Source organism: Natranaerovirga pectinivora, from assembly GCF_004342165.1.
GTDB classification, from domain to species: Bacteria; Bacillota; Clostridia; order Lachnospirales; family DSM-24629; genus Natranaerovirga; species Natranaerovirga pectinivora.
The window spans coordinates 21,114-40,684 of sequence record NZ_SMAL01000010.1 but is presented as its reverse complement, the minus strand read 5'-3'; the positions used below and the strand labels follow the sequence as shown (position 1 = coordinate 40,684).

Here is a 19,571-nt window from a genome sequence, read left to right as displayed (position 1 = left end):
TCAAACACCTCCTAATAAATTTCTCAACTTTTCAAGACCTCTAGATACTTTTTTATCCACTGTATTATGACGCAAACTTAATATTTCTGCTATTTCTTTTGTCTTTTGACCTATATAATACTTTCTAATAAAAATTTCTCTATCTGGCTCTCCAAGGGAATCTATAGCCACCAATAGTTTTTTCTTTTCCTCTTGTTTAATAATGGCTTCTTCTAAATTGGTTTTATCATCCTTCAATCCAAAGAGTTCCTCACTCATATTTGTGCTCTTAGTTGCTATCTTAATTAATTTACGATAGTAATCTATGGCCTTATTTTTGGCTATTATTACTAGATATGACTTTATTGACCCTTTATCTAAATTAATTCTATTAATTTGTTCATAGAAAGCCGTAATAACATCACTAACGCACTCTTTTACATCCTCTGTAGAGCCAATGCTAGATACCTTATTAGATACAATAGAATAAATCAAATTAGTATACTGATTAATCAAATACCCTAACCCTTCTTCTGGGTTATGCTTTAGCAAAGTTAGTAGTTCCTTATCATCCAAATACCTTACCTCCTGTCTTTTTTGTCTTTCTATATATTAATTCGTTTTATAGAGTTCTTTTCTGACATAATTATTAAATTTATTTTATCACAGATTATTTATTCCGTTACTATATAAAGTAATATCTTTATGTTACTATTTTATAATAAGACAAGAACAAAATGAGGCTGAACTTCATCTTGGAAGTACACCCTCATTTTTTATATTTCATTTATATTATTCTTCTAACATCAATTTTTCTAAAAGCAATGGTTCAATATATTTTCCTTCTTTAAAAGCTCTCATATTGCCACCAGATATTTCATCTATTAAGATAATTTCTCCAGTTTTATTGTTTCTTCCAAATTCAAATTTTATATCATAAAGTTCAATACCTTTTGTACAAAGTGCTTCTTTTACAACGCCTGCTACTTTTTTAGTTAGATCTACAACTACAGAATACTCATCTTTTGTTAATATCCCTAACATGCTTAAAGCATCTTCAGTTATAGGTGGGTCTTGACGCTCATCATCTTTAATTGTTATTTCTACAAAAGCGTCTAATGGTTGACCTTCTTCTGCATACATACCATAACGTCTTAGGAAACTTCCTACAGCTCTGTATCTGCATATTACTTCAAGTCCTTTTCCAAATACTGCTGCTGGGATTACAGTCATCGTAGCTTCTTCAATATTAGCATCAACGTAATGAGTTGGAATATCATCTTCTTTTAGTTTTTCGAAGAACATCTTAGTTAATTTCAACCCTGCTCTTCCTGCACCTTCTATTGTCAGTCCAACGGTATTTGCACCAGGATCAAAAACACCATTTTCTCCTGTTACATCATCTTTAAATTTTAATAAATAGTTGCCATCATTTAATTCATATACATCTTTTGTTTTTCCTGTATAAATTAGATTCATCATTGGTTCACTCCTACTTTATATGGTATCTTTTTTACTACCGTTATTATTATATATAAAGTATATCATATTTAATAGATGTTACTATTTATTATTTCTTATAAGGTAATTATAAACTAAACTTCATTTTTATAACAAGTCATAGTAATAATCTTAGCTTTTAAATCTAATACTCATCCTAAACTTTTGTAAAAAATACTTCTGCAGCAGATTACATACTTTTTCCATATTTACTCGTAAAATATACCCCTAAAATGTTATAGATCAAAAAGATACCAACTGCCGTTAGCGTTACCCATACAGGCGCATTGGTAAGAATTGTTATATAGCTGATACCTATAATAAGCCATTGTGTAATGTCGCCAGCTTTTGCTTTTGCCTTATGACGAATTGTTATATTTCTTTCATCATTATATTCAATTGTGTTCTTTTTCACTAGTGCTGGATTTTTTTGTTCTAAATATATCATATATAAGTTGGCAATGCTCATTCCCACTAATCCTGAACCTACTCCAAGAAGAAGCCCCATAATATGCTTCTGATCTTCACCTTTTAGTAAAAAGCTTCCTCCAAATAAAAGAATTCCTATTATTATTGTACCCATATACCATGCCTTTTTCTTAAACATATTTATTCCTCCTCATAAATAAAAATTTCTTCAATACGCATACCAAAATAACGTGCAATTTTAAATGCTAGAATAATAGATGGATTGTACCTACCATTTTCTAATGATCCAATTGTTTGCCTTGATACTTCTAATGCATCAGCAAGTTCTTCTTGTTTTATACCTTTTTCTTTGCGTATTTCTTCCAACTTATTTTTCACTATAAAACCCCTTTCTTAACTAACGGAAAGTTAGCTTTACATTTATTATATGCACTCCCCACATAAATGTCAAGTCTACTTTCCATTTTTTATAGATTTTTAAGTTTTTTAACTTCTATTTATACAAAAGAAGAAAATAAAAAACACCGATTCTTTTATACTTCAGTTGGAATCAGTGTTCTTCATATGATAACTATTTTCGCAAAATCTTCTCCATAGCTTTTCCCTTAGACAACTCATCGATCAATTTGTCCAAATAGCGAATTTCCTTCATAGTTGGTTCTTCTATGTCTTCCACTCTTACACCGCAGACCACACCTTTGATCATATCTCTGGCAGGATTCAGTTGTGGTGCTTTCCCAATGAACGTTTCAAAGTCTGTCTGTTTTTCCAGTTCCACTTCTATCTCTTCTTGGCTATACCCTGTCAACCAACAGATGATTTCATCAACTTCTGTTTTGGTACGTCCTTTTTTCTCTGCCTTATTAACGTAATGGGGGTAGACACTTGCGAAACTCATTGTATAAATATGATGCTTTGTCATGATACACCTCACTTATATGGTTTTCTTTATTATATCAATAAAAATAGTAGCATTCAAAAATTTCTAAATTGTGATTTGAAAGACAATTAGAAAGCTCTAACACAGAAGAGCTGTCCCCCTGTGATGTTGTAACGGCAGTTTCTTTTTTCCCCTGTATATTCTACTCTATAAACAAGCAGCTCAAAGAAATAACAAACCACAAATTCATAAAATTTATGGTTTGTTGATGTTTAGAAGTAATTATTTTTTCTTATTTCTATTTATAAATGCCTTCTAATCCAATAAGAGGTATTGCCACTGGGTTATCTTCTTGATTATTCTCTTGAATCAATTTAATAAGCAATTGATTATGTTCATCTAATACTTGAGTCAATTGCTCCCCTTCTAATACTTCATTCTTATAGTCAAAAGCTTCATATGCTTCTTGTTCATTATTATAAATAAATATTTCACCTGAAAACTGGTCAAATCTATGATTTTCTATGGTATCAAATCTAATTTGGCTAATATCTATATTATTAAATATATAGCCTAATTCCACTTTTTCTCCATAAAAGATGCCATTGCTTATATCATACTCATAATCTTTTCTATTATCCACAAACGCTAGAATAGGTGTAAAGTATCCTAATGGAAAAACTTGTTCTACGCCTTGAAGCAACCTAATATCCAATGGTACAATGACCATGTTTAAGCTATTCTCTTTTACTGATTTACTATTAACTTGAACGTTACTTTCTTCTTGTAAATTATAAAAACCAACTAAATTATAATGACTATTGGCGTCAATATAATCATCTATTAAAAACATTTCAATTAAGGCAATTCTTTGCTCTTTTTCTATATCCTCTTTATTGTCATCTGAAAAGAGTATATCTATAATGTTATTTCCATAAAATGATGGATTGAGATATCCTGATACAGCTTGCCTTCCTTCTTTAATATCGCCCAAAGAAACCAGTCTGCCTTTTCCGTATATAAATACATCTTCCATCTTTTTTCCTAGATGATTATATATATTACCCGTAATACCTTCTTCACTGTATGTTAAATCCCAATAAATCTTTTCTTTAAAATCCTCTGTGTCTGCCATTCCAAAATAAATAGCATCTGAATGCGTATCATTACCATTCCCATTAAGAACTTGTAGTGTCATATCATTTTTTTCTTGAATATCCAAATCATTTCCTTTAGATAAAGATATTTTCATATAACTCTGTATGCCAGCCTGTTTATTTTTATCTAAATTTATAATATTGATTCTATCTATAGTTACTTGTTTAGATAATAAGTTAACACCGAGTATGGTTATTACGCCTAAACCTATAATAGCTATAGCAGCCAGTTTTCCTTTATTCAGTTTTTTGCCTACATATATTATTAAAATTACACTTACAATCAAATATATAATCCCTATAAAAATGTTTAACATTTTATTAGATGTGTTTTTTTCTGGAAATCCATCAAAAAAGTCATTATAGATTAATAATGTATCTTGATCTCGGTTTATTAGTTCAGAAATATATTCTGATGTTATTATTTTATTCAGTAATAGTGTAGCAAAATCTTCTTTACTTTCATACTCCGAATCAAAAGCCAAGTCAAATGGCGCTGTAATAATAACACCACTAAATACATTTGATTTTAATACTGTACCATCACCAAAGACATCTTTTGAGTCTTCTATCTTAATATTATCTATCTCTAAATTAGTGGTCATTAAATTACTATTATTAAAATTGGTTTCTATTGTGGTTGTAGATTGAACATCTATATCAACTAACCCTTCAAATGCAGTAAAAATATGATACTCATTTTTTCCACCAACAATTAAATGACCACCTTCAAAAACCCACAACCTTATTTCTGATAATTGTTCTTCATTAAAACTAGTTGTGTCATAGTCATTTATAATTAAAACATCCAGTGCATCGTAATAAACTATCCCATTACTTTCAGGAACACTTGCCATAACAATTGGTGTATTTACGTCTGCCTTTTCAAAATAAGCTAACGCATTTTCATCATTATTTAAAACACCTACTAGTAACTCACTGGTAAGTATTTTTGATTGATCAATATCAATGACCATTTTTTTTACAGTTACTCCATTTTGATCTTTTATTATTACATCAAATGTTGCAACAACCACATCAACATTAATAGGCAAACCAAATTCAATCGTTTCATTGGGTGCTATATGAATTGATTTTCCAAATCCTATTATACCGCCTCTTTTTTCTAATACTTCAACATAAACTTCTCCTTCAAAAGCTGCTCCTAAATTTGTAATCTCTACAATAACAGGCATAGATTCATTTATTTTAATGTATTCATCAAACCCATAGGATATATTTACATCTAACTGCACTTCTTCTCCACTAACCATCAAACTACTCATTAAAAAAAATATCATTAATAATACGATCACACTTATTATCTTATTTTTTTTCATACCTTCCCTTGTCCTTTCACCATTATTTATTTATTTATCTATTTTCTATATTATATACTTTTCTAAACTAATAATCCATAATACTTTGTTAATTATTTCAATTAACGTATTTATTACTTAATATATATAATTTTACTGAATTTCATTCGCATAATTCTATTAACTTTAGTGGATTAAATTTTACTACTTTGAGTTGAACGAATACAATAGTTGGCTTCTTCTTGCACACTGATATTCACAGTGCCTACTAATGAATGAAATAGACTTCAGGCCTCAATTTGAGCTGTATGACGAAAGATATATGCAAAATGGAGAAATTGATATATATGTGCCTATTGTATAACATCTAATGCTGAACATTAAATTAAACCTAATAAAAAGGCTTATTACCAAAAGTAATTCTTAAGGTAATTAGCCTTTTTAAAATTCAGTATCTTATAACCGCAGTCACTTATGGTATGGTTCTCCATTAATAATTCTAAATCCTCTATACACCTGTTCTAATAAAATCATTCTCATCAACTGATGAGGGAATGTCATTTTTGAGAAACTTAGTTTTTGGTGGGCATTTTTTAGTATTTCATCTGATAATCCTAGTGAACCACCTATTATAAATACAATATGGCTATTGCCTCTTACCCCTAATTCACTTATTTTATCCGCTAATTCCTCTGAAGATAGTTGTTTTCCGTCTATTGCTAAGGCAATTACATAGGTGTTCTCTTTTATGTATTTGCTTAATTTTTCCCCTTCTTTACCTTTAACTTGCTCTTCTTCACTTGCACTCATGTTTTCTGGGGCTTTTTCATCCGCTACTTCTATAATTTCTAATTTACAGTACCTGCTAAGCCTTTTGCTATATTCGTCAATGCCTTGTTTTAAGTATTTTTCTTTTAATTTTCCTACGCATAAAAGTGTTATTTTCATTTTAATATTACCCCTAAGCTATTTTACTAATTTTTCAATCACTACATCCATAGGTATAATAAGTGGCTTACTTAAATGATTTTGTTTTAATACCAGTTCTATCTCTGTACAGCCGGATATAATTAAGTCTGCCCCTTGTTGGATTAATTCCTCTGCAGTCTCTTTCAATAGCTGTAATGGTTCTTCTGTAAGATGCCCTTGTTTGATGCCTCGTTCACCATATATAGCTTCCATCACTTTATTATTTTGGCTGTTTTCTGATGGGTATAGGACTTCTATATCACCAAAGTATTTATTAAATAGTTGTGTTTTTAATGTTCCACTAGTTGCTAAAACGCCTACTTTTTTAGCATTTGGATATGTACTTTTTATATAGTTATTGGTTTCAATGAAGGCATTTAAAATAGGGAATTTCAAATGTTTCTGCACTTCTTCTATGAAATAGTGAGATGTCATACATGGAATCATTGCCACATCTACACCTGTTTTTTCTAAATTTTTTCCTGTATTTATTATCTCTTTAATAGGATTTTTTCCTTTGCCTAATATGGCTTCTGTTCTATCTGGAATTTTGGCATTGCTATCTATTATTATTCGGAAGTGATCTTGGTCTTTTTTTGCTTTTGTTGCCTTAATAATTTTCATATAACAATTAGCAGTAGCTTCTGGACCCATTCCTCCAATAATCCCTATTATTTTGTCATTCACAATACGTTCCCCCTATGTAGAAATTAACTGAACAAAGTTATATGTTTGAAAAGTAGCACTTTCTTAGCATATAAAAAAACCTGCTTATAGCAGATTTTTTAAGTAGTTAACTACAAGTTTTTAGTTTAAATTTTTTAATCTCTTTTTCATTTGATACTCTAGCAATATCTGCACCAATTGCTATAAATTTATCTTCGATATTTTCATATCCTCTATCGATATACTCTAATTGATTGATAATTGTAATACCATCTGCTGCTAATCCAGCTAAAATAAGTGCTGCACCGGCTCTTAAATCAGGTGCACTTACTTCAGCTCCTGAATAAGAATTTATACCATCAATTATGGCTGTATTACCCTCAACTTTTACATTTGCGCCCATACGTGATAATTCATCTATATATCTAAATCTATTTTCAAATATACTTTCCGTCATTACACTTGTTCCATTAGCAGTACAAAGTACCGCTGTCATTTGAGGTTGCATATCTGTAGGGAATCCAGGATAAGGTAATGTTTTTACATGTGTGCTTTTTAAAGGCTCTTTTGCAATAACTCTTATTGCTTCATCTTGCTCTTCAATTGTAACACCCATCTCTTGTAATTTGGCAGATATGGCTTCCATATGTTTAGGAATAATGCTTTTTACCGTAACATCTCCACCAGTAATTGCTGCCGCTAACATAAATGTTCCTGCTTCAATTTGATCTGGGATAATCATGTATTCTGTTTTGTGCAATTTTTCAACACCATTTATTTTTATAACATCCGTACCTGCACCTTTTATATCCGCGCCCATACTATTTAAGAAATTTGCTACATCTACAATATGAGGTTCTTTAGCCGAATTTTCAATAATTGTTGTGCCATTTGCTAATATAGCTGCTAGCATAATATTAATCGTTGCTCCTACACTTACAACGTCTAAGTATATATTAGCACCTTTTAATTCTTTCGCTTCTGCAATAATCATACCATGTTCAACTTTTACTGTTGCTCCAAGAGCTTCAAATCCTTTGATGTGTTGGTCTATTGGTCTGTTTCCAATATTACAGCCACCAGGTAAAGCTACTTCAGCTTTTTTGTATTTACCTAATAAAGCGCCTAATAAATAATAAGATGCTCTTATCTTTTTTATTGATTCATAATCAATTGAAAAAGATGATACACCTTTTCCGTTAATTTTTACTTTGTGATTTTTCATTTTTTCAACTTTTGCACCAGTTTTACTGATTGCTTGTAATAGTACATTGATGTCATTAACATTTGGTATGTTTTCTATTATACAATCTTCATCAGATAATATTGCAGCTGCAAGAACGCCTAATGCTGCATTTTTTGCACCATTAATATATACTTCTCCAGTTAGTGGTTTTTTGCCCCTAATAATTAGCTGTTCCATTAATACACCTCATTATATATTTAGTTCAATTCTATATCCTATTATTTCAAAATAATCTTATCTACACTAATTTTATTTTTTTACAATATTGTATAAATTATATCATAAATAAATACACAGTGGAATAGTTATTTCTTCTTTTTATATGGGTTTATCTGCTATTCAAAGGTGTTGGAGTATGCATTTATAAAAAACTCTTCACCATTTGCCAATCTAATAATATAATATGGCTCAATATATTGCCTAATTTCTTCCCCGTTAATGTTTTTTGATGTTTCATAACCTAAATCAATATTTGTTATCCTAATTAATTCATTGTTATTAAGATTATTACTGTACATAAAATTATAAAGAACTTGATCTATAGGATATATTGTATGATTAGGTTTTACAAAACCTTCAGGAACTATACGTCTAAATTCAGCATCTTTAATACCAAATTCATTTATTTCAAGCTTTACATAACTATTAAAAATAGGATATCCTTTATAGTCTTCATTAAAGATTACTGTGTATGTATTATTATCCATTCTAAAAATGTTAGACATTTTCCATTTTCCTTGATTTAATGTAATTTTTTTTACAAAATCTTTTGCTATATCTAATACCACACTTTCATTTATCATACTAATTTTTGTATTATTTTCTTGATAATATCTAATTATACCTTTATCTTCGCCTTTTGTTGTAATAACAAATTTTTCATTGTTTTTTTCATATTGCCTACCATTTGCTGTTATCGTTAAAGAGACCTCCTTAGAACTATTAAAAAATTTATTCAAAAGATTGGTTTCATTAATGGAATATTCCCTTACTTTTAAACGAGGCAATGGATTATATTGTGGTAATTGGTCATATACAATTATATTATTAAGTTCTAAAATTCTTTGCATCTCACTTTGTCTAGACAAGGATAATGTATATTTATCTTCCTGTTTATAATTCATATAAAATAAAGTTAGATTTAATAATATCAATGTAACAATAAGTATTGTTTGTGCTTTATTCCAATTCATTTTTTATCGCCTCTCAATAAACTAATCCAAATGAACAACATACTTTTTATCTGATTCTATAATCCAATTTAGCGTAGCATTATAATTAAGCTCCTCAATAAAATATGCTAAATACATATCTTCTATATACTGAGTTTGTCTCGCTAGTAATTCCACGTATTTATCCAAGGCTTTTGTATAGTTAACATCCACCTCTTTAAATTCGAATATATTTGTTTCCCACTCAACTATCCATCTTTTATAATAAGCAACTTTTTCATCACTTATTCTAACTTCTATTGGGGCTTTTATGCTCAGCTTATTCTTTAAATCCTCACTTATAACAAAATCAAAATTATTATATCTATAGTTAAAATACAGTATTATTTCTTTACTTGTTACTTCATAATTTTTAAGGTAATATTGATTTTCATCAATACTCTCACTATTATCAAGAAATCTTTTTGCTATTCTATATGCTTGAGTTAAGCTCGTATCATTTACCTGATTTCTAACTGTCAAATCTGTATATTCTATTACTCCAATTTCATTATACTTCACTACGCTTTTTTCATCTCGGTATGTCCAAGTACTTTCATCTCTTATTAAATATTTTGCTGCAGGGTTAGCGAAAAATCTATTTATATAACTCTCTAGTCCTCTTTCATCAAAACCTTCCTCATTAAAAAAAGGCTCACTTATTCTAATACTATAAACATTCACATCTTCTACTGGTAAAAAAACATTTTGATTAAATCGTCTTAATCCTATTTTTTTAGTAGCTAAATATGTAGGAAATGTTTGCTTTGAATAAATATTGTTTACTATACTTATTAATCTATTGTTATTAGAGGAACCAAAGGCATTTTTGTAAGACAACTCCATTGCATACCCTTGTTCTACATTAACCAAATAGCATTTTAAAGCTCTATTAGCATTAGTAGATGGTATTATTACAAGGTAGTTAAATACGTAGTTTATATCAGAAACACTGCTTACAATTTTAGTATCTTCTAATAAATCTCCATAGGACATTGAGAAAGGTAATTTCATGATTACAGATTGGCTATTCCAGAATAGATTCCAGTCTACAACAGCTATTCCTTCATTTTTACCATATCGTATTATATCTTGAATGATTCTTCTATTGGTTAAATGCAGTTCACTGTATTCTAATCTATCCTTATGTATTATAAAAAAATGGTCTTGATCTATTTGGGGATAGTGAACTGCCATGGTTATAGGATTAAGTAAGGGTGCATCATCAAAAAGCAATTCCCCATAACTATCTTTATTTGCCATAAAATTATAAAAAAAGTTACGGTTTGAAACGTCCCCAAACCATAACCTCATAACCTGAAAAAAACTCATTAAAATTAATATTATAATAATGGATAGTTTAAAAGATCTAATTTTCATCTTTAATCACCATAATTTCATCCTTTATTTTGTTTGCTTCTATGTTATGAATCTCCTTGTTTTTTACTGATACTTATATAATGATTATAAACTAAATAATCTTATATCTAATACTTCTAGCCTTTGTTTTGTTTCTTCTGCTTTTCTATTGACTACAAAACGTTTATATATTGTTTCATTGTTCTTTCTAACAGCTATCAATACATTATTGTCACCGATGTTGTTAAAAAAGAGCATACGATTGAATAAGCCTGAAGCACCAATGGTTTGAATTCTTAATTGGTTTTGTACCACTATATTCTCATTTCTAATAGAGTAAACCATTATTCCGATACTTGTTCCAGGCTCCCCTTCTCCTACTAAATATCTTTGAGAAGAAAACGTAGGATTGACATATCTTGAGAACCCTTGTATTAATCTAAAATATTTAAAATTGTTAATACTTCTTTCACTCTCAATTGCATTAGAAACTGTATCAAACAGAATAGACTCATCTATTTGAAAAAACTCTAAGAAAGCTTCTGCATCCATGGAGGCTTGTGTATTACCAGCTGAAGCATAAGTCATGCAAGAGAACAGACTAGAAATCAATATTATTAATAAAATACTACTAAACAATTTTCTCTTCATAAACTCACCTTCTTTATTTATAGTATTATACTATATTAGTATATACTACCATTATTACAATCACATTACATGAATATTTCTATTCATTAACATCTAAGTTAGGAAATACCAAGTAAAAACAACTTCCTTCACCAAAACTACTTTCTACTCGAATAGTACCTCCGTGGTATTCCATTATTTCCCTGGCAATAGATAAACCTAGACCAGTACCACCCATTGCTCTTGATCTTGCTTTATCAACCCTATAGAATCTTTCAAATACCCTATCAACATCTTCTTTAGGTATCCCTATCCCTGTGTCTTTAATTGAAATTATCATATTCTCTAACTCTTGGTACATATTAATCTCAATGGTTCCATCTTCTTTTGTATACTTTACGGCGTTACTTATTATATTTTTTATTACTTGCTCTATACGGTTAGCATCTCCAACAATCTTATACGCCTTGTCAGGTTTTTTAAACAGAATTCTTTGATTTTTTTTCTTAGCGTGTATTTCATACTTAGTAACGCTATCTTCTAACACATATGTTAGATTCATTAACTGCATTGTGAACTGAGTTTGTTTGCTGTCTAATTTTGACAAGTCTAGTAAGTCTTTGACTAAGCTTGTCATTCTATCACTTTCATTATTAATTACTTCTAAGAATTTTTTTAATATCTCTTCTTCTTCCATGGCACCGTCTAATAATGTTTCTGTATAACTTTTTATTGTCGTTAATGGGGTTCTTAATTCATGTGATACATTGGCAACAAATTCCTTTTGCATTTCTTCTAATTTCTTATGCTTTGTTACATCTTGTACTACACAAATAATCCCAATGTTTTTGTTGCTTTGCAATTGATATGGCGCAAAGCATATATTTAAGTATTTGTCTTCGTTCTTAATAATATGTTGTATAATATCTTTATGTACTTTTAATAGCATATTTTCATAATTTACATCCATAAATACACTAAATATATTATTGAATTCTTTGTTTTCTCCAACTTCAAATAATCTTTTAGCTGCAGGATTTATATGAGTTAAGTTGCCTTCTTTATCAAAAACCAAAATACCATCTGTCATATGACTAAATACAGTTTCTAATTTATTTTTTTCACCAATCATTTCAGATATTGTTTTACTTAGAACTTGTGCCATTATATTAAAATTTTGTGTTAATTCGCCTATTTCATCATCAGATTTCACTTCTATTACACTATCAAGATTACCCTTTGCCATTTCTCTTGCTTGAGTGGTCAATGCTAAAATAGGTTTTGTTAGGGAGTTAGATAGTACTGCACCTAAAACAGTAGCTAATAACAATGCAATCATTATGGATATTACAATGATAAATATTGTATCCCCTAAATTTTCTTCCACTTGTCTTGTTGACATTCTCGCATAGATTATGAAAGTAACTTGGTCATCTTTAACTACTGGTTCTGCGTACTCCCTATACTCTACTATACTCCCTTTTTCTTCAGTATATGTTATACCAACCTCTTTACTGAATAAACCTTTTACTGATGCTGTAACAACATGATTTAAATATTTATCATCTTTCTCAAATGGGTATATTTCAAACCCTTCTTGATCTAACAGATAAATCTTTTTATCCTTCACAATAGATCCTAAACCCTCTATATTCTTTATTAGACTGGCTTCTATCTCTCCTGTTTCACTTGTTAAATCTATATCCACTTTAATATTTCTTACTGTCTCTTTTAATTCTTCCTCTAATTTATTATAGGCATCATTTCTTAACATAGTAACAATAAGCGTCCCGCTTACAATCATTACTATAACTACTAGCAGTACATAAAATCCAACTAGTCTCCATCTTACACTTCTCATAGATTCACTCCTGTACACTCCCCGATATTCATGGTTCACCATTAGCTATGAAGGTTTTTACTTCACTTAAATGTACACTTAATTTATCTCATAAAGAAATAACCTACGCCTCTTTTGGTGAGTATAAATTCTGGTTTACTAGGATCATTTTCTATTTTTTCACGTAATCTTCGTATGGTTACGTCAACTGTTCTTACATCACCATAATATTCATATCCCCAAACTTTTTCTAACAATTGTTCTCTTGTAAAAATTTGTTCTTTTTGTGTTGACAAAAATTTCAATAATTCAAATTCCCTTAATGTTAATTCGATAATCCTACCATCTTTAAGTACCTCATATTTTGCTAAATCTATGCTTAAATTTTTAAAAGTTATAATAGTAGATTTTTCACCATTATTTTCTTTGCTATTTGTTCTTCTTAAGTTTGCTTTAACTCTAGCCATCAATTCTCTAATACTAAAAGGCTTAGTAACATAATCATCTGCTCCTAGCTCAAGACCTAGAACTTTATCAACCTCTTCTGCTCTTGCTGTTAGCATTATTATAGGTATATCATAATCTTTTCTAATAATCCTGCAAGTTTGTAGTCCATCCAGCTTAGGCATCATAATATCTAAAAGGATTAAATCTGGTTTTTCTTTATGAATTATATCTATTGCCTCTTCTCCATCGTAAGCAACACATACATTAAATCCTTCTCTCTTTAAGTTAAACTTTAATATATCAACAATTGATTTTTCATCATCAACAACTAAAACCTTATGTTCCATTAATACCACCCCTAATATAAATTAGTTTCATTTTATCAAATATACTGTATTATGTAAATAGAATATAACTGAAGCCAAAAATCCCACACCTTCAAATAGATGTGGGATTTTATTTATCTTATATAATTCATAGGGTTTGCAGCTACCCCATCAAATCTAATCTCAAAATGTATATGTGGTCCTGTACTTCTTCCCGTATTTCCTGTTTCAGCTATTTTTTCGTGTTGAGACACTATTTGACCTGTTCTTACTAAAATCCTATTAAGATGAGCATATCTTGTTTCTACACCATTTCCATGGTCTATAAAAATAACATACCCATATGCACCTTGCCATCCTGCAAAAACAACTCTTCCACCATCTGATGCTCTAACAGGCGTTCCTATTGCAGTAGCAAAGTCAACACCATAATGGAATCCACCACTTCGATAACCAAATCCTGATGTAAATCTTCCACCAGCTATAGGTCTTATATATTGACCTGTTGAACCAAAAGGTAGAGGCTTTGTTCCAACTTCGATAACTCTTGAAACTGGTTGTTGAATGATTCTTTCTTCAACAACTTCTTTTCCATCTTCATAACCATTAACTTTACTGATTATTGCTGTTACTTCTTTTACACCATCTGACCCATTATTAATTGTTTGTGAGTGCCCTTTGTATTTGTTTGCATTATTAACATACTCAGTTCCTCTTCTAACATCTTCTGTATATACAATTTTTTCTCTTGTAAGGACTGATAGTTCTGGTTCAGGAACTGTAATAACCAGTTCTTGACCAATTTGTAGTACTGATTTTTCAGTGATGTTAGGGTTTAGTTTTAACAAGTCTTGTAATGCCATTTCATTTTTATATGCTATAACAGAAAGACTGTCTCCACTTTGAACCTCGTAAATTTTTTCTTCTTCTTTTTCTTTTGTTATAAGTTCAATGGCTTCTTCAATTGTTTTTAAGTCATTCATACTTATATATCCTGAAAAAACTTCTACTGTTTCAACAAAATCAATTTCAACAATTTCACTGCCTTCATCTATCTCTTCTACTACTTCTTCTGCATCATTATCACTACTTAAACTCATAGTTGCTGTAACCATATTTGTATCTCTTTCAATTTTATCTAATTTAGAAACTCTTGCTATTAAAGTTTCTTCCTCTTCCTTATTAGATACAAGTTCAACACTGAATTGTCCACGCCTGTCATACTTCTTTTGAACCTCTTCAAGAACTGAAAGAACAGCTTCTTGATTTTCTAATGCTATTTCTAAATCATTAACTTTAAGTATATAGGCCATTTGTTTAAAATCAGAAGCTCGACTTAGTAATGATTCATATATAATTACTTCTAACTCTTCTAAACTAGTGAAATTACTTGGTTCAGTATGTTCAATATAATACTTAATGTTTTTATTTATTAACATACTTTTATTAAGATCTCTTTGTACTTTGTAAGATATATTTCTAAATAAGTCATCTACTTGATTTTTATCTTCTATAATACCAATTTCATTTCCGTCTAAAACTACTTTATATGCACTAGCTAAAACAGGCTGGACTTCGTTTGATGTGTGTGAACCAAGTCGATTTACTGCAAAAATGATGAACATCGTGCAGAAAGCTATCATTATAACTTGCAGACGTTTTATAACCATCATTTCAGAGCATTTTGGTAATCCATTCATAAGAAAATCCTCCGTATAATTTGTTTATACTTTTGTAACACTTTCGTAACAACAAGATTATTCTATCAGAACTTATTTGAATTGTAAAGGTTTTATTTGAAATTCACATAAACTGCCCTATTTCTACATTATTATATATTAATTAAATCTAGTATCTTGAAGTATTTTATAAATGATTGATGTGTATTTATTACAAATTTATTATAGGTTATAAATATATTGCATAATACAGGCACAAAAATTTTCCTACTATTATATATATTTATTTTTTTTACTTATATTACATCTATTTTCATTACCCCTTAACCCCCTTGGAATATTTTGTGCATTGAATATGCTATTGCAATTAGATAGAATGTACTCGTACCTAGTTGACATAAAAGGTCAACTTAATAGTTGTTTTGTTTTAGTTTGTCGATAAAACTATATCAAAATTACGTATTTAAGGAGGATGTTATTAATGAAAAATAGCACAAAAAAAATAATGGCTTTTGCTTTAGCAGGCCAAATGATCTTATCTAGTTTTGCTTTCAGCTCATTTGCTGCACCATTAACAAATGCTGAAAAAATCGCTAGAGTATTAGAACTTGAGGTTATCGTTGGAGAAGGTAACGGTGTTAACTTAGAACAAAATATGACAAGATACCGTGCGTTCACAATGCTTATTCGTCTTTTAGGAAGACAAGCTGAATTTGATAACTTTACATTTGACGGAAATAGCCCAACTTTTGCTGATGCAAATGAGCAAGGGGTTTCACCATTCGTTCAAAAATTAATGGCTTTCTTAAAAGCTAACCCTGAGTTAGGTGTTGTAGGTTACGAAGATGGAACTTTAAGACCTTACGAAGAAATTAGTTCTAAAGAATACACTCGTGTATTACTTGAGGCACTAGGTTACATAGCTGGTGTTGATTACGACTGGAATACAGTAGAAGCATTAGCACTTTCAGTTGGATTAATTAATTCACTATCAGAAGTTTCTAATGATAAAGTAAATGTTGGAAATATTTCAGTATTAACTTTCGATGCATTAGCATCAAAAGCAAATAACAACACTAAAACTTTAGCTGAAAAATTAGGCTTACAATTGGTTGAGAAAGTTACTCAACAATTATCTGTACTAAGTGTAAAAGCTGTTTCTAATTCACTTGTAGAAGTTAAATTAGATAAAGAAGTAACTCCAGCTGATGTAAATGCAGCTAATTTCGCAATTGTTAATCATAATAATTCTAGCGAATCATTAGCAGTAATTTCTGCAACATTATTAGCAGATAATAAAACAGTAAGAGTGTCAACAGCAGCTCAAACACCATATGTTGCTTATGATTTATCTGTAGCTGGTGCTACAAAATCATTTGTAGGTTTACCTGTTGATAATACTAAGCCAGCTGCTACTGCTGTAGTTACTGATAACCAAACAGTTACAGTAAACTTTTCTAAGCCAGTAGACGTAGTTACAGCTACAAATATTAATAACTATAAAATCAACAATAATTTAGTAGTATTAAAAGCTGAATTAAACTCAGCTGGTACTGAAGTTGTTTTAACAACTAACGAGCAATCTGTTGGTACAATCTATACTATAACTGTTGAAAATGTTACTGATTTAAGTGGTAATACAATGGATAAATATGAAACTTTATTTGGTGGTATGGCTAAAGACACTTCTAAGCCTTCTGCTACCGCTGTTGTTACAGCTCACGATAAAGTAACAGTTGATTTCTCTAAAGCAGTTAGTAAAGCTTCTGCTGAAAACATTGCTAACTACTCAGTGAATAACGGTTTAGTAGTATTAAAAGCTGAATTAAACTCAGCTGGTACTCAAGTTGTTTTAACAACTAGCGAACAATCTGTTGGTACTATCTACAACATTACTATTGAAAATGTTGCTGATAAAGTAGGAAATGTAATGAATAAATATGAAACTTTATTTGGTGGCATGGCTAAAGATACTTCTAAGCCTTCTGCTACTGCTGTTGTTACAGCTAATAATAAAGTAACAGTTGATTTTTCTAAAGCAGTAAATAAAGCTTCTGCTGAAAATATCTCTAACTACTCAATTAACAATGATTTAGTAGTATTAAAAGCTGAATTAAACTCAGCTGGTACTCAAGTTGTTTTAACAACTAGCCAACAATCTGTTGGTACTATCTACAACATTACTATTGAAAATGTTACTGATAATGCAGGAAATGTAATGAATAAATACGAAACTTTATTTGGTGGTATGGCTAAAGATACAACTGCACCAACAATCCTTGGTCAAGTACAATCATCAGCTAATACTGTAACAATCACATTTAGTGAAAAAGTAAGCGAAGAAACTGCAACAAACTTATTAAACTATGTATTTGATGGTGGTTTAGGTTATGCTATCAACGCTGAATTAAATGAAGCGGGTACAGTTGTAACTTTAACAACTGCAAATCAAACACCAGGAAAAATATATAATGTAACAGTATTAAATGTAGCAGATGTAAATGGAAACATTATTAACGCTGCAAACAATGCAAGCAGAAAATCATTCGTAGGTGTTGGAACTACTTCAACTGCTACTCTTAATCTACAAGCTGTATCAATTGTAAACAACAATACTATTGATTTATTATTCGATAATAACTTAACTACTGAAAATGTAAATGAAGTAGCTGTAGCAATCGATAAAATAACTAATGACACTAATGCTGGATTAACTTATGAAAAAGTACTTCAAACTAACGCAAGTGTATTAAGAGTACAATTTAGAGATGATTCTTCTACTAATCCTTCATTATTTAATGCTGGTGTAATTTACCAAGCTACTATAACTGGTCCAGCTAACTTAGTTGAATCTAATAATGCAAATGTAAAAGCTTTTGCAGGAACTAACGTAACTAACGTTGCTCCACAAGTATCTACAGTATCTCCAATTAACTCTACTGCAGTTAAAGTATTCTTTAGCAAACCTGTAACTGGAATTACTTCAGGCGCTTTCACTATTAAACAAGGTGAAACTACTGTTGCAATCTCTTCAGTATCAGTTGAAGCTAACGATGTTGTAACTGAAGTAACTGTTAATTTAGGAACTGCTTTAGAAGCAGGTAAAATCTATACATTAGAAACTAATGCTGGTTTAACTGATGGATTTGGATTTATTCCAGTAAGAACAACTAACTCAAACGGTTCTACTTACCTAGTTAACTTTGCAGGTACTAATGTAGCTAACATAGCTCCTAAGTTAGATGCGGCTGTTGCTACAGATAGACATACAATCACAGTAGTTTACAGTGAAGCTGTTAATAATAGTACTTCTGCAACTTATACATTAACTCAAAATGGAACTGATTTATCAGCTCATATCATTGCAGCGGAAGCTTCTAGTGATAAAACAAGAGTTACTTTATTCTTAGATGCAACTACATTACCAAATGGCGTTGAAGCAGGTAAAATCTATAATGTATCTGTAGACGGAACAATCGAAGATCTTCAAGGTTTAGCTATAAATGCTAATGGATCATCTACTGATAGAAGTGCTGTATTTGCAGGAACTAACGTAGTTAATGCAAAACCAGAAATCGTTGGTGTATCAATTAACCAAACTAACAATGTTATTTCATTAGTATTTAGTGAAAAAGTTGTTGGAACTGTTGAAGCTAGTCACTTTGCAATTACAGGTGCTGGATTTGTTGCTGGATTAGATAGCGCTGTATTATCTTCAGATGGTAAAACAGTAACTATTACTCTTGAAAATTCATTAGCTTCAAACCAAATTGCTAGCATTGGTGTAAGTGCTTCAGGTGAATTAAGTATAAGAGACTTAAATAACCAAGCTCCAAATACTACTACTGTACAATTTGGAACTAAATAATAAATTCAACAATAATCTTTTTTGGATTATGTAAAAGAAAAGGGTAGATATTATATATAATATCTA

General features: G+C 30.2%; 16 protein-coding genes. 1 reads left to right on the top strand and 15 read right to left on the bottom strand.

Annotation, left to right across the window (positions count from 1 at the left end):
- From EDC18_RS12175 to EDC18_RS12100, 15 genes are all read right to left on the bottom strand, one after another.
- A complete protein-coding gene (locus EDC18_RS12175) occupies positions 1–555 on the bottom strand; it encodes a sigma-70 family RNA polymerase sigma factor (RefSeq protein ID WP_132253534.1) in 555 nt (184 codons plus the stop codon).
- Between the two features lie 216 nt (positions 556–771).
- Complete coding sequence (locus EDC18_RS12170; protein WP_442929365.1) at positions 772–1,461, bottom strand: phosphoribosylaminoimidazolesuccinocarboxamide synthase; 690 nt, start codon at positions 1,459–1,461, stop codon at positions 772–774.
- A gap of 208 nt (positions 1,462–1,669) precedes the next feature.
- Positions 1,670–2,086 (bottom strand): DUF2178 domain-containing protein, encoded by a 417-nt coding sequence (locus EDC18_RS12165; RefSeq protein ID WP_132253533.1) that lies wholly within the window; start codon positions 2,084–2,086, stop codon positions 1,670–1,672.
- 2 nt (positions 2,087–2,088) lie between these two features.
- Positions 2,089–2,286: a helix-turn-helix transcriptional regulator gene (locus tag EDC18_RS12160; protein WP_132253531.1), complete on the bottom strand. Its 198-nt coding sequence runs from the start codon at positions 2,284–2,286 to the stop codon at positions 2,089–2,091.
- A 193-nt stretch (positions 2,287–2,479) separates the two neighbouring features.
- The gene (locus tag EDC18_RS12155; protein ID WP_132253617.1) at positions 2,480–2,830 is read right to left on the bottom strand and encodes a DUF2200 domain-containing protein; all 351 of its coding nucleotides are present in this window, start codon (positions 2,828–2,830) and stop codon (positions 2,480–2,482) included.
- 256 nt (positions 2,831–3,086) lie between these two features.
- Positions 3,087–5,285 (bottom strand): DUF8725 domain-containing protein, encoded by a 2,199-nt coding sequence (locus tag EDC18_RS12150; RefSeq protein ID WP_132253529.1) that lies wholly within the window; start codon positions 5,283–5,285, stop codon positions 3,087–3,089.
- A 447-nt stretch (positions 5,286–5,732) separates the two neighbouring features.
- Entirely contained in the window at positions 5,733–6,212 is a 480-nt protein-coding gene (rlmH, locus tag EDC18_RS12140; protein WP_132253528.1) for a 23S rRNA (pseudouridine(1915)-N(3))-methyltransferase RlmH, read from the bottom strand.
- Positions 6,213–6,230: 18 nt separating this feature from the next.
- Positions 6,231–6,920 (bottom strand): cysteate racemase, encoded by a 690-nt coding sequence (gene cuyB / locus EDC18_RS12135; protein WP_132253526.1) that lies wholly within the window; start codon positions 6,918–6,920, stop codon positions 6,231–6,233.
- Between the two features lie 106 nt (positions 6,921–7,026).
- Positions 7,027–8,322, bottom strand: a complete 1,296-nt coding sequence (gene murA, locus EDC18_RS12130; protein WP_132253524.1) for a UDP-N-acetylglucosamine 1-carboxyvinyltransferase — start codon at positions 8,320–8,322, stop codon at positions 7,027–7,029.
- 158 nt (positions 8,323–8,480) lie between these two features.
- Positions 8,481–9,338 (bottom strand): two-component system regulatory protein YycI, encoded by an 858-nt coding sequence (locus EDC18_RS12125; RefSeq protein ID WP_132253522.1) that lies wholly within the window; start codon positions 9,336–9,338, stop codon positions 8,481–8,483.
- 21 nt (positions 9,339–9,359) lie between these two features.
- Entirely contained in the window at positions 9,360–10,736 is a 1,377-nt protein-coding gene (locus EDC18_RS12120) for a hypothetical protein (RefSeq protein WP_165878577.1), read from the bottom strand.
- Between the two features lie 84 nt (positions 10,737–10,820).
- Entirely contained in the window at positions 10,821–11,366 is a 546-nt protein-coding gene (locus EDC18_RS12115) for a hypothetical protein (RefSeq protein ID WP_132253519.1), read from the bottom strand.
- 79 nt (positions 11,367–11,445) lie between these two features.
- A complete protein-coding gene (locus EDC18_RS12110; protein WP_165878576.1) occupies positions 11,446–13,206 on the bottom strand; it encodes an ATP-binding protein in 1,761 nt (586 codons plus the stop codon).
- A gap of 83 nt (positions 13,207–13,289) precedes the next feature.
- On the bottom strand, positions 13,290–13,979 hold the full coding sequence (gene yycF / locus EDC18_RS12105; protein WP_132253515.1) for a response regulator YycF: 690 nt from the start codon (positions 13,977–13,979) through the stop codon (positions 13,290–13,292).
- 113 nt (positions 13,980–14,092) lie between these two features.
- Positions 14,093–15,658: a LysM peptidoglycan-binding domain-containing M23 family metallopeptidase gene (locus EDC18_RS12100; RefSeq protein ID WP_132253513.1), complete on the bottom strand. Its 1,566-nt coding sequence runs from the start codon at positions 15,656–15,658 to the stop codon at positions 14,093–14,095.
- A 460-nt stretch (positions 15,659–16,118) separates the two neighbouring features.
- Here EDC18_RS12100 and EDC18_RS12095 point away from each other — a divergent pair, with 460 nt between their 5' ends.
- Positions 16,119–19,505: an Ig-like domain-containing domain gene (locus EDC18_RS12095; protein WP_132253512.1), complete on the top strand. Its 3,387-nt coding sequence runs from the start codon at positions 16,119–16,121 to the stop codon at positions 19,503–19,505.
- Positions 19,506–19,571: the final 66 nt, after the last annotated feature.